11 protein-coding genes are annotated in these 12,548 nt (G+C 40.5%); 4 read left to right on the forward strand and 7 right to left on the reverse strand.

Annotation, left to right across the window (positions count from 1 at the left end; genetic code table 11):
- Positions 1-81: 81 nt before the first annotated feature.
- Positions 82-1,455, reverse strand: coding sequence for an NADP-dependent phosphogluconate dehydrogenase (gene gndA, locus FW757_RS08385; protein WP_182717440.1), 1,374 nt, complete (start codon positions 1,453-1,455; stop codon positions 82-84).
- A gap of 404 nt (positions 1,456-1,859) precedes the next feature.
- Here gndA and pyk point away from each other — a divergent pair, with 404 nt between their 5' ends.
- On the forward strand, positions 1,860-3,296 hold the full coding sequence (gene pyk / locus FW757_RS08390) for a pyruvate kinase (protein ID WP_145233183.1): 1,437 nt from the start codon (positions 1,860-1,862) through the stop codon (positions 3,294-3,296).
- Between the two features lie 105 nt (positions 3,297-3,401).
- On the opposite strand, the gene FW757_RS08395 is transcribed toward pyk, so the two are convergent.
- The 6 genes from FW757_RS08395 to thrS form a co-directional block, all read right to left on the reverse strand.
- A complete protein-coding gene (locus FW757_RS08395; protein WP_404687226.1) occupies positions 3,402-4,226 on the reverse strand; it encodes a LytR/AlgR family response regulator transcription factor in 825 nt (274 codons plus the stop codon).
- Positions 4,223-5,296: a sensor histidine kinase gene (locus FW757_RS08400; RefSeq protein WP_149982502.1), complete on the reverse strand. Its 1,074-nt coding sequence runs from the start codon at positions 5,294-5,296 to the stop codon at positions 4,223-4,225. Before FW757_RS08400 ends, FW757_RS08395 begins: the two co-directional genes overlap by 4 nt.
- A gap of 173 nt (positions 5,297-5,469) precedes the next feature.
- The gene (gene rplT / locus FW757_RS08405; protein ID WP_008110477.1) at positions 5,470-5,832 is read right to left on the reverse strand and encodes a 50S ribosomal protein L20; all 363 of its coding nucleotides are present in this window, start codon (positions 5,830-5,832) and stop codon (positions 5,470-5,472) included.
- 15 nt (positions 5,833-5,847) lie between these two features.
- On the reverse strand, positions 5,848-6,048 hold the full coding sequence (rpmI, locus tag FW757_RS08410) for a 50S ribosomal protein L35 (RefSeq protein WP_004587840.1): 201 nt from the start codon (positions 6,046-6,048) through the stop codon (positions 5,848-5,850).
- A gap of 208 nt (positions 6,049-6,256) precedes the next feature.
- Complete coding sequence (gene infC, locus FW757_RS08415; protein ID WP_145233176.1) at positions 6,257-6,820, reverse strand: translation initiation factor IF-3; 564 nt, start codon at positions 6,818-6,820, stop codon at positions 6,257-6,259.
- Between the two features lie 59 nt (positions 6,821-6,879).
- Positions 6,880-8,790 (reverse strand): threonine--tRNA ligase, encoded by a 1,911-nt coding sequence (gene thrS, locus FW757_RS08420; RefSeq protein ID WP_446441095.1) that lies wholly within the window; start codon positions 8,788-8,790, stop codon positions 6,880-6,882.
- 258 nt (positions 8,791-9,048) lie between these two features.
- On the opposite strand from thrS, the gene FW757_RS08425 reads away from it, so the two are divergent.
- The 3 genes from FW757_RS08425 (at position 9,049) to FW757_RS08435 (ending at position 12,522) form a co-directional block, all read left to right on the forward strand.
- Positions 9,049-10,062, forward strand: a complete 1,014-nt coding sequence (locus tag FW757_RS08425; RefSeq protein WP_446441096.1) for an endonuclease/exonuclease/phosphatase family protein — start codon at positions 9,049-9,051, stop codon at positions 10,060-10,062.
- A 66-nt stretch (positions 10,063-10,128) separates the two neighbouring features.
- Positions 10,129-10,575 (forward strand): DUF3010 family protein, encoded by a 447-nt coding sequence (locus FW757_RS08430; protein WP_145233170.1) that lies wholly within the window; start codon positions 10,129-10,131, stop codon positions 10,573-10,575.
- Positions 10,576-10,776: 201 nt separating this feature from the next.
- Positions 10,777-12,522, forward strand: a complete 1,746-nt coding sequence (locus FW757_RS08435; protein ID WP_446441097.1) for an AMP-binding protein — start codon at positions 10,777-10,779, stop codon at positions 12,520-12,522.
- Positions 12,523-12,548: the final 26 nt, after the last annotated feature.

Below are 12,548 nucleotides of genomic sequence, written 5' to 3' on the forward strand. Positions count from 1 at the left end.
AGCGCTTTATAATAAAAACTATTTTTTAAATTAAAAAGGCACGCTAATTAGCGTGCCTTTCATTTAAACCTATTGGTCTAATTAACGTACTTTCGCGTCAATCTCTACTAAATCAGTTAAATGACATACCTCACCACTATGAGTTTTAATGCCATGCTCACCAAAATAATCTCGCTGTGCTTGTACGAGATGACCATTGCTTGGTGTCGTCAACGTCGCAAAATACGTTTGCGTTGAGCTAAGTACCGGAAATGCTAATCCAGTCATCATTGCTTGACCTGCTATCTTACGCAGCGCTAATGACTCTTTTTCTAAAGTGTCGATAAACTCAACACCTTCAGCGATGTTATCTAAGTAATCAGCACGGATAATACAACCAGCACGCCACGTTTGCAGTGTTTTAGATAAATCGACTTTCCATTGATGTGCACGTGATGCACCTTTGATCAGCGCAAGGCCTTGACGATAAGCCAGTAAACTTGCAAACAAGAAGGCATCTTTAAGTTCATCTAAATCTAATTCAACCTGTGAAGTTGATTTAGCTGCATACGTCATTTCTTTCGCTGCATGTGTGTCACCAGTATTGGTTAAGTGACGCGCTTGCACAGCTGCAACCAATGAAGGAACGGCGATACCCAGTTCTAATGCATTTTGTGCCGTCCACAAACCAGTGCCTTTCGCGCCAACTTTATTATCAATCAAATCAACTAACGCTTCACCCGCATCGGTTTCTAACGATAAAATATGACTTGAGATAGATAATAAATAGCTATTGAGTGTGCCTTCAGACCATTGATTAAAAATCTCTGCAACTTCATGTGGAGTGCGGTTAGTGCCTAAGCGTAATAATTGATACATTTCTGCGATTAGTTGCATCAATGCATATTCAATTCCGTTGTGCACCATTTTTACAAAGTGACCACTGGCTGATTGACCAACACGGGCAAAACACGATTCACCTTTGTAGCTTGCTGCTACTTTTTCAAACCATGGCTCAACGCGTTCCCAGCCGCCTTCTGAACCACTTGCCATCATCGCAGGACCATGACGCGCGCCTTCGGCACCGCCAGAAATACCCATAGTGGCAAATTCAAATTTATTTTGATATTTAAGTTTACGAGTAATACCGTCTTTATAATTACTATTGCCACAATCGACGATAATATCGTCACAATCAACGCCTGCATCAACTAAATCGCTGCAAACTTTATCGACTAACTCACCCGCTGGCACTAATAACAAAATTGAGCGAGGCGGCGTTAACCGTTTTACCATATCACCTAAATCAGACACAATGTGCAGACGATCTGCCATGCCTTGTAATTTAGCACAGCTTAATAGCTCTTCGCCCGCGTCTGGGTTTTTATCATAAGCTACTAGCGTCATCCCTTGTTCAATCAAGTTGAGAGCAAGATTTTTACCCATAACGCCTAACCCTACTAATGCAACTTGCATTTAGTGTCCTCCTCGGTAACAACTATTGGTTAGTAAATGAAATAATACCGCGCGCATTATATACCCAAGCCACTTAAAATTGCGAGCCTAGACAACAGATACAACGCTTTGCGCAAGACAAACACGCAAGATACAGTGATTATATCAAACAACCGTTGCCTCGGGGCGATAAATTTTCCTGATATGGATTTCTGAGTCGAGCATTGACGAGACCTGACACCGGTGTCATAATGTGGTCATAATTTTTTTGTATAAAATAATGACAGCTTTACACGTTACCTTGATGTCAACGCGCTATTTGCTGTCAGTAAAAACTGTATTATGCGTGTCAGTTAAACTAACACCTATAAATAACGAAAAACCGTCAACCTGCTTACAACATTGTAAGCCTACAGGAGAATTTGATGCTTAGACGCACAAAAATAGTCGCGACCCTTGGACCTGCAACCGATCGAGATAACAACTTAGAAAAAATAATCCGTGCTGGTGCAAACGTAGTGCGTTTGAATTTCTCACACGGCATTGCACAAGATCACAAAGACCGTGCCCAAGCAGTGCGTGACATTGCCAAAAAACTAGGCAAGCACATTGCTATTTTAGCCGATCTACAAGGCCCAAAAATTCGTGTATCGACATTTAAAGATGGCAAAGTAACGCTACCTGTTGGTGCAAAATTTATTCTTGATGCAAAAATGGAAAAAGGCCTAGGCGATATCAACGCCGTAGGTATTGATTATAAAGAATTACCACAAGATGTTGCCCCTGGTGACTTACTACTTTTAAACGATGGTTTAATTCAATTAACAGTAGTAAATGTTGAAGGTCATTTAGTGCATACCACAGTAACTGTTGGTGGCGTGTTATCTAACAATAAAGGCATCAACCGCTTAGGTGGTGGTTTAACTGCTCCAGCCTTCACTGATAAAGATAAAGAAGATTTATTAACTGCAGCAGAAATTGATGTTGATTATATCGCAGTATCGTTCCCACGCAGTGGCGACGATATGCGTTATGTGCGTTCACTAGCTGAAGCTGCAGGCTCTAAAGCACAGCTTTTAGCTAAAATTGAGCGTGCTGAAGCCGTTGAAACGGTAGAAGCAGTTGATGATATTATCCTTGCTTCAGATGCGGTGATGGTTGCTCGTGGTGACTTAGGTGTTGAAATTGGTGATGCTGCCTTAATGGGTAAACAAAAACTCATTATCCGTCGTGCTCGCTCACTTAACCGTACCGTGATCACAGCAACACAAATGATGGAATCAATGATCGATAACCCAATGCCTACCCGTGCAGAAGTTATGGATGTTGCCAACGCAGTCCTTGATGGCACTGATGCGGTAATGCTTTCAGCTGAAACAGCGGCAGGCGATTACCCAGAAGAAACCGTGGCAACCATGGCGCGCGTTTGTTTAGGGGCAGAATCACAAAAAGAAACTCACGTTTCTAAACATCGCTTAGATAGTCGTTTCTCTTCTAATGCAGAATCAATTGCATTGTCAGCTATGTATGCGGCAAACCATTTAGATTCAGTAAAAGCGATTATTACTTTAACTGAATCAGGTAGCACAGCAAAATTGATGTCACGTATCAGCTCTGGCTTACCTATTTATTCATTGTCTCGTCATGCCAGTACGCTTGGTCAAACAGCATTATATCGTGGTGTTTACCCGGTATTCTTTGACTCAACACAATGTGAAAAAGATAACATGGTAAAAGATGCCCTTAACACACTTGTGAATGCGGGTTCATTACAATCTGGCGATACTGTGATCATCACTCATGGTGATGCTATGGAAACGATTGGTGCAACCAATACTATGAAAATTGTTACTGTTTCTTAATTAACGCAGTTATAAAAAAACGCGAGCCAAGGCTCGCGTTTTTTTATTTAAAACACATGGTTTAATTTACTTCGTTATATAACAGCTATTGAGCCCGTTTCTAAGTTAACTTGCTAACGCAGCTTTTACTTTATCGCGATAACTACGGCTTACTTTTAATTCTTGGCCGTTCTCAAGCACTAATAAATACTCACCACTTACCTGAGTTACAAGCTTGCTAATTTGTTTAGTATTTACAATCGCACTGCGGTGTACACGTACAAATAGCTGAGGATCAAGTTCCTGTTCAAGCTCTTTCATTGTTTTTCGTAAAATATGCGTTTGACCATCTTGGCAATGTAAACACATATAGTCACCAGCGGCATCAACCCATTGAATTGTTGCTACAGGTACACGGATTATTTCACCCTGCTCTTTCACCGCTAAAGATTCTGGGTAACGGCGATCTGTTAATGTATCGCCAGTTGCCAGTTTTTTCAAAATCTCTTCACAATTATTACCAGTAATTCCAGCTACAAAACTCGCCAATTTCTTTTTATGGGCGTTGTCTTGTTGCGTCTTCAAGTAGGTATGCACTTTTTCTACCGCCTGTTTTAGTCTGTTGTCGTCGACTGGTTTAAGGATATAATCTAAAGCATGGATCTCAAATGCTTTGACTGCGAACTGATCAAATGCGGTTACGAATACAATAGCTGGTAACGCTCTGACACTTTCACTGAGTGCTCTGGCAACCTCAAATCCATTCATTCCAGGCATTTGAATATCTAAAAAAACTAAATCTATTTTCCCTGCTTGGCATGCATCGATTGCCTCTTGGCCAGAGCTACATAATTTAATGACTTCGATATCATCAAACTCCTCTAGCCTTACAGCTAAGCCTCTACGGGCTAATGGTTCATCATCGACAATCAGGGTCTTAATCTTGCTCATTTCTTCACAGCCTTCTCAAACGGAACGCGCAGATTCACTTTCAATCCACTTGGCGTATTATGTGATAACACAAACGAATAGTTATTTTCATACAAAGTTTTCAGGCGGTCTTTCGTATTTGCCACCCCTACCCCTTGTGAATTAACTAATTGGCCATTAAGTAATTCAGTACCAGGGCCATTATCGCCTACTTCCAGTAATAGTTCATTAGCAAAAACTTGTGCTTTAATATCAATCACCCCACCTTCGATCAGATGAGCTATCGCATATTTAATCGCATTTTCGATGATCGGTTGCAATATTAAACTCGGCACTAATGCATTTTTTGCTTCATCACTGATTTGCACATTCACTTGCAACCGTTCATCAAAGCGTACTCGCTCTATTTCAAGATAAAGCATCAGTGCATGCAACTCTTGTTCAAGTGGGACTTTCTTTATCGGATCGGTATTGAGTGTATAACGTAAAAAGTCGCTCAATTTCGACACCATTAAATTAGCATCTTTATTCTCTTTTACCAAAATCAATGTAGATATAGCATTAAGAGTATTAAACAAAAAATGAGGATTTAATTGATAACGTAGCATCTTCAGTTGTGCTTCATGCGCCATCGTAGTAGCTTTTAGGGCTTTTTGGCGCTCACTTTGCAGTAGTTGATAATATTTAATGCCAAAGTACAAACCACTCCAACAAAGAATAATATAAACCGAATCTAAGCCTTGTTGTAGATAGTAAAACCACTCTGTAGGACGATAGCCATGGCGATAAATCTCCCATAAATTGAACTTTTGTATTACCGCCCATAAAGTACCTGTAATGTACGAAGCGCCAAACACTACTAACATTAAAACCCAAGGAGATGCATTCCAGGCTTTGCGATACATATAACGCAATGGCACAGTCATTAAACAGCCGGCGTAAGCATTGAGTACGATCACAAATACATAAATATCGCGCATCTCAAAGACTTTAGAACCAATGTAGTTAACAAGTGCATAACCGACCCAACCCGCAATCTGTAATACCCAGAAAAAGCGTTGACGGTTATCAACTAAGGATTGCCAATTCAAAATAGTTAATTACCTCATTTATTTGTAATTATTATATAGCGTTAGCGCGGTTGGGATCACTACCGACTATCTCGCTTTTCACGAGCCTTACCGCAAATAACTGTTGGTGAAAACTTTATTTTAGCCACAAAAAAAGGAGCCATAGGCTCCTTTTTAATACTTATTTTAAAAACTTAAGCTGCCGCTAGGCCTTCTTTAGCTTTTGCAACAAGCGCTGCGAATGCAACTTGGTCATAAACAGCGATATCTGCAAGGATCTTACGATCGATTTCTACAGATGTCTTTTTAAGACCATTGATAAAACGGCTGTAAGACAGACCATTTTGACGTGAAGCAGCATTGATACGTGCAATCCATAATTGACGGAAAGTACGTTTCTTCGCACGACGGTCACGGTAAGCGTATTGACCCGCTTTAGTAACAGCCTGGAAAGCTACGCGGTAAACACGTGAACGTGCTCCGTAGTAACCTTTTGCTTGTTTTAAAACTTTTTTGTGACGTGCACGTGCGACAACGCCGCGTTTAACTCTTGCCATTTCTAAAAACCCCTATTAAGCGAATGGTAACATACGTGAAACTAGACCATGGTCGTTCTTATGAACCATCATCTTAGGACGTAGGTGTAACTTACGCTTAGAAGTTTTCTTAGTCAGAATGTGACGAAGATGCGCTTGTTTACGCTTGAAACCGCCAGAAGCAGTCTTTTTGAAACGCTTAGCCGCGCCTCTGTGACTTTTTAGCTTATAAGCCATTGCAATAACTCCAAATGTATTGCTTTAAAATTAGTAAGCAGGCGTGAGATATATTGCTATAGCTCCACTTTTAGGCCTAACTTACTGCCATATTCCGGTGAAAACCCAACATAAATGCTGCAGTTTTACTTTATTACCGGTTAGCACAGGTGAATATTTGCATATTACTTGGTGACCTGAGCTAAATTCGCTGCGTATCTTAGCTTGTTTATTGCTTTTTAGCAACAGGCGCCATCATCATAACCATTTGGCGACCTTCAACACGATTAGGGAAAGACTCAACAACTGCAAGCTCTTCCAAATCGCCTTTGATACGGTTTAATAATTCTATACCAATTTCTTGGTGGGCCATTTCACGACCACGGAAGCGGATGGTAATCTTAGCTTTATCGCCACCTTCTAAGAACTTACGTAAGTTGCGAAGCTTAACCTGATAATCACCTTCATCCGTGCCAGGACGGAATTTGATTTCTTTTATCTGGATTTGCTTTTGCTTCTTCTTCTGCTCTTTTAGTTCTTTGCTTTTTTCAAAGATGAACTTACCGTAGTCCATGATTCTACAAACAGGCGGCTCAGCATTTGGGCTAATCTCTACTAGATCAACACCAGCGGCATCAGCCATAGTTTGCGCGTCTTTTAATGACTGAATTCCAGCTTGCTCGCCTTCAATGTCAATTAAGCGAACTTCTTGAGCTGTAATTTCTTCGTTAATACGATTTTTTTGGGCTGTTTGTTGCCCTTTCTTGCCGCCTCTAATAGTACGTTCCTCCAAGAATATCAAATAATAAGCGTGTAGTTAGCAATTAAATGTAAGCCCTACACGCAGAGTTTTTATAGTCGATTTTTAATTTCTTCGCTAATTTTAGCGACAAATTCATCAACATTAAATTTGCCCAAGTCTTCACCTGTGCGGGTACGTACTGCTACTTCTTGTTGTTCAACTTCTTTATCACCAACAACAAGTAAATAGGGGATACGTTTTAATGTATGTTCACGGATTTTAAAGCCAATCTTCTCATTTCTCAAGTCAGCAGCGGCTCTAATTCCAAGTTTATTTAATTTTTGTACAATTTCCTGCACATAAGCTGCTTGTTTATCAGTGATATTCATAATCACTACTTGCTTTGGTGCAAGCCAAGTCGGGAATAAGCCCGCGTACTCTTCTGTAAGAATACCGATAAAGCGCTCGATAGAGCCCAATATTGCACGGTGGATCATTACAGGTGTACGACGTTCGTTGTTTTCAGCAACATAAGTTGCCCCTAAACGCCCTGGTAATGCAAAATCTAGTTGCACTGTACCACACTGCCACGCTCTGTCTAAGCAATCGTACAAAGTAAATTCAATTTTTGGACCGTAGAAAGCACCTTCACCCGGTAAATAATCAAATTCGATGTTATTTGCTTTCAGGGCATCAGCTAATGCAAGCTCTGCTTTGTCCCACATATGATCTTCGCCAATACGCTGTTCAGGGCGTGTTGACAGCTTAACCACAATTTTTTCAAAGCCGAATGTTTCGTACGTATCGTAAACCATTTGGATACACGCTGATACTTCGTCCATGATTTGCTCTTCAGTACAGAAGATATGGGCATCATCCTGAGTAAAGCCACGTACGCGCATTAGACCATGAAGTGCGCCTGACGGCTCGTTGCGATGACAACAACCAAATTCAGCCATACGCAGTGGAAGATCACGGTACGATTTTAAACCTTGATTAAAGATCTGTACGTGACCTGGGCAGTTCATTGGTTTGATTGCGTATTCACGCTTTTCAGATTCAGTGGTAAACATTGCTTCTGAATACTTTTCCCAGTGACCTGATTTTTCCCACAAAGAACGATCCATCATCATTGGACCTTTTACTTCTTCGTACTGGTACTCGCGTAACTTTTCACGCACAAACTCTTCAAGTTCACGGTAAATGCTCCACCCATCGTTGTGCCAAAACACCATGCCTGGCGCTTCTTCTTGCCAATGCCATAAATCAAGTGCTTTACCAATACGACGGTGATCACGTTTTTCGGCTTCTTCTAAACGTTGTAAGTAGGCTTTAAGTTGCTTTTTATCGCCCCATGCAGTGCCATAAATACGCTGCAACATTTTATTATCTGAATCGCCACGCCAGTAGGCACCGGCTACTTTCATTATTTTGAAATGTTGGCAAAAACGCATGTTCGGTACGTGTGGACCACGACACATATCGATGTATTCTTGGTGGTGATATAATCCTGGACGGTCATCTTTAGCAATGTTTTCGTCAAGGATTTGAATTTTGTACATTTCACCGCGCGCTGCAAATGCATCACGGGCTTCTTGCCAGCTTACGGTTTTCTTAACCACGTCGTAGTTTGTTTTAGCAAGTTGCAACATGCGCTTTTCAATAGCTTCTAAGTCATCTTGACTTAATGAATGTTCCATATCGATATCATAGTAAAAACCATTATCAATCGTTGGACCAATTGCCATTTTTGCATCAGGAAACAGTTGCTTAACTGCATGACCAATCAAGTGAGCACATGAGTGACGAATTATTTCTAAGCCGTCATCATCTTTTGCGGTGATGATTTCAAGGCGAGAATCGTCAGAAATTAAATCACAGGCATCAACACGAGTGCCATTAACACGACCAGCGATAGTGGCTTTTGCTAAGCCTGGGCCGATATCATTGGCTACATCAAGTGTACTTACAGGGTTTTCAAAACTACGCTGACTGCCGTCAGGAAGAGTAATAACTGGCATTATAAGTCCTTACTACAGTGGTGACGCCTACAATGCATCACATGTATTTATTAAATTAAAATGAATAACTCGACAACGCTTTTACGAATAAGCATTGTTAATTTTAACCGTATTTGGTTAATGTATTTGTTGAGTCTTAGCAAACACAAGCAGTTATTGTCGCGTTTGGAGCCACTAAATACAAGTATTTAGCCAGACAAATTGACAAATAACCCTCGCATTTCATACTTAATTTAATTTCAGCTGTTGGATAACCTAATGACGACGTCTAATCGTATCCGTTTTGCCACTTTAAATTTACTTAATTTTGCGGCGCCACCTTATTCTTTTTATCAATTACATGAACGTTACAACGCAACGCAATGGCGGCAAAAACAGCAATTTATCACTGACTTTCTACAGCAAAGTCAAGCAACGGTTGTTGCTTTCCAAGAGGTGTTTAGCCCTAAAGAATTGGCCATTTTGTGTAAAGAGCAAGGCTATGACTATTTTGCTACTGTTGCCAGTCCGCGTAGTGATAGCCTCTACCCACAGGTGTTATTTAACCCTGTGGTGGCGATTGCCGCGAAAATCCCTTTTCAAGCATGCCACGAACTCACCCCTTGCCCAGAACTACTTGAGTACTTAAATAATCAAAATGAATTTAAATTTAATCGCACACCTATAAAATGCAGTTTTGATGTACCTGAATTTGGTGATTTAACCTGCTATGTGGTGCACTTTAAATCACAACGGGTGCATTCAATGGCGCATATTTTAAACATTCATAATCAAGACGATCCCTTATTAAATCTATTACAACAAACCGTTGGCATGATGCAATCGCAAATATCACGCTCACTGGAAGCTTCGATTGTTTATTATGATGCACTAAAAACCCAGCGTGAAAAAAACTGTGCAACATTAGTAATGGGGGATTTTAACGACAATATTGACAGCCCTGCGCTGTCATTCATGACCCAAGGATTTCACCCTACTCGTTGCGAGCCCTGTTTAGAGCTTGAACAACCCATTGTAGGATTAACTGATTCGTTTGAATTAAGCAGTGAATCGGCAAATGGTAAAGTAAAACCAGCAACACATTACTATCAAGGTCGTGGCAATGTGCTTGATTATATTTTGACCTCAGGACACTTTAATACTGATTGTGCATTATCGCGGATAAAATCGTTGCACTATCTAAGCTTTGATAAACACTTAAATCCAAACCAAATTGATGAAGATATCTGCGTAAGCGACCACAGCGGCATTGGGATTGAAATCGGTTTTTAAAATGCACTGTTTTTAAGGCGTTTAATTGATATAATGCTGCCCAAATTAGTTATTTAGAGAATGACAATGAGAACATGCGGTGTAGAAATTACCGGTAGTGACGTACTACTGTGTATTTTAACAAAAGATAACGATGTATTTGATATACGAGATATTCGCCAAACTCGCTTTACCTTAGGTAATGGTAATGACACTGAAGTAATGCGTAAATTCCAATTTGATTTTGCGAAACTTATGCAGGACTATCAAATTGACTCAGTTGCTATTCGCCAACGTGCGCCTAAAGGTAAATTTGCCGGTAGTGCGAACGGTTTCAAAATGGAAACTGCAATTCAATTGATCCCTGAGCTGAGTGTTTATTTATTCAGTACAACCGAGATCAAAGAGCAATTAAAACGTAATCCTATTCCAATTGATTTCGCTGAAACGGGGCTTAAAAAGTACCAAGAAAATGCGTTTGTAAATGCATATGTACATTTAATGAAAAAAACCTACCGCAGCGAAGAACTTTAATTTTCAATTAGAGTTCAATTTATAATCAGATACTACGCTAGTGTGTACTGCAATGTTTTTGTTGTAGCTACAGCTAGCGTTTTTTATTGCCTAATATTTATCATTTTTATTACTACATTGGTCGTATAGCGCTTTCATTTGTCGACAATCTGTGTTTTTCTAACTGAGTAGACTCTCACAACATTGACACGGAGACCGTACATGCAAATAAGTAACAATAATACAACTGCAACCGATGCGAATAAAACAGTCAAAGATGCAGCTGGCTTAGAGCATAGCTACTATAAAGGAGCACAAAGCCCAGCATTGATCAATAAAACCATAGGTGATTACCTCGACTCCATTGTCGACAATAACCCAGACCACCCTGCAATAGTGCTGCATCATCAAAACATTCGTTTAAGCTATAAAGAGTATCAGCAGCAGATCAACCAGCTGGCAATGGGGTTACTGGCTTTAGGTGTAAAACCAGGTGATCGTGTTGGTATCTGGTCACCAAACAACCTTGAGTGGTGCTTAACCCAATTTGCGACCGCCAAAATTGGCGCAATCATGGTCTGTATTAACCCAGCGTATCGTCCAAACGAACTACAATTTGCACTAAATTCAGTCGAGTGTTCAACTCTTATAACAGCTTCAAGTTTCAAAGCCAGTAATTACCTAGGCATGCTTAATGAATTACTGCCCGAACTTGCCGCTGCAAAAGCTGGGCAACTGCAGGCAAAAAACCTCCCCTATTTAAAAAATATTATTCGCATTGGTGATGAGCCTGCCGCTGGCATGTTTAGTTTTAGTCAAGTTATGGCAATGCCAACGGCCGCCCAGCGCGTTGAGCTCAACGCCATTGGTGCAACTTTGCAACCAGATCAAGACATCAACATTCAGTTTACCTCCGGCACAACAGGCAATCCCAAAGGCGCTACGCTCTCCCATAAAAACATTTTAAATAATGGTTTTCTTATGGCTAATGCAATGCGCTTAACTGCAGATGATAAGCTGTGTATTCCAGTGCCGTTATATCACTGTTTTGGAATGGTATTAGGTAATTTAGTATGTATAAGTAAAGGAGCTACGGCAGTATTTCCAGGAGATTCTTTTGATCCAACAATCACGCTTGAGGTGGTTGAAAAAGAACGCTGTACTGCACTGCATGGCGTACCTACGATGTTTATTGCTGAACTGGAACTAAAAGATTTTGCTCGTTTTGACTTATCCAGTTTACGTACGGGTATCATGGCAGGCTCTACGTGTCCTGAACAAGTAATGCGTAAAGTACAATCGCTGATGCATATGAATGAAGTTGTTATCGGTTACGGCCAAACGGAATGTAGTCCCATTAATAATGCCACGGAGATTGACTCATCCATTGAAAAACAAGTTACTACCGTCGGCCGCGCGCTGGCGCATACAGAAGTAAAAATTATTGACGAAGTGGGTAATATACAAAAAATAGGGCTTGCTGGCGAAGTATGCAGCCGTGGTGCGGGTATTATGCGTTGCTATTGGAATGATGAAGAAAAAACCGCCGCAACTATCGATAAAGAAGGCTGGTTACACTCTGGTGATTTAGGTGTAATGGATGCGGAAGGTTTTGTTGCAATAGTGGGCAGAATTAAAGATATGATCATTCGTGGTGGCGAAAATATCTACCCGCGCGAAATTGAAGAAGTACTTTACACTTACCCTGGCGTGCAAGATGCTGCTATTTTTGGCATCAGTGACGACAAGTACGGCGAAGAAGTATGTGCTTGGGTGCAGCCTAAAGATGATGCCGTGTTAATAGAGCAAGAAATTCGCAGCTTCTTAAAAGATAAATTAGCTTATTTTAAAATACCAAAACACATTCAATTTGTTGAAAGTTACCCTATGACGGTTACCGGAAAACTACAAAAATTTAAAATGCGCGAACAAATGCAAGCACAATTAAAAGACAACGCGTTTTCATAATTAGCCAAAGCTCATCACGTTAGTTA

Source organism: Pseudoalteromonas sp. 1181_04 (assembly GCF_052850545.1).

Coding starts and splice junctions, on each gene's coding strand:
- gndA (WP_182717440.1), bottom strand. CDS start 1,455: ATGCAAGTTGCATTAGTAGGGTTAGGCGTTATGGGTAAAAATCTTGCT.
- pyk (WP_145233183.1), top strand. CDS start 1,860: ATGCTTAGACGCACAAAAATAGTCGCGACCCTTGGACCTGCAACCGAT.
- FW757_RS08395 (WP_404687226.1), bottom strand. CDS start 4,226: ATGAGCAAGATTAAGACCCTGATTGTCGATGATGAACCATTAGCCCGT.
- rplT (WP_008110477.1), bottom strand. CDS start 5,832: ATGGCAAGAGTTAAACGCGGCGTTGTCGCACGTGCACGTCACAAAAAA.
- rpmI (WP_004587840.1), bottom strand. CDS start 6,048: ATGGCTTATAAGCTAAAAAGTCACAGAGGCGCGGCTAAGCGTTTCAAA.
- thrS (WP_446441095.1), bottom strand. CDS start 8,790: ATGCCAGTTATTACTCTTCCTGACGGCAGTCAGCGTAGTTTTGAAAAC.
- FW757_RS08425 (WP_446441096.1), top strand. CDS start 9,049: ATGACGACGTCTAATCGTATCCGTTTTGCCACTTTAAATTTACTTAAT.
- FW757_RS08430 (WP_145233170.1), top strand. CDS start 10,129: ATGAGAACATGCGGTGTAGAAATTACCGGTAGTGACGTACTACTGTGT.
- FW757_RS08435 (WP_446441097.1), top strand. CDS start 10,777: ATGCAAATAAGTAACAATAATACAACTGCAACCGATGCGAATAAAACA.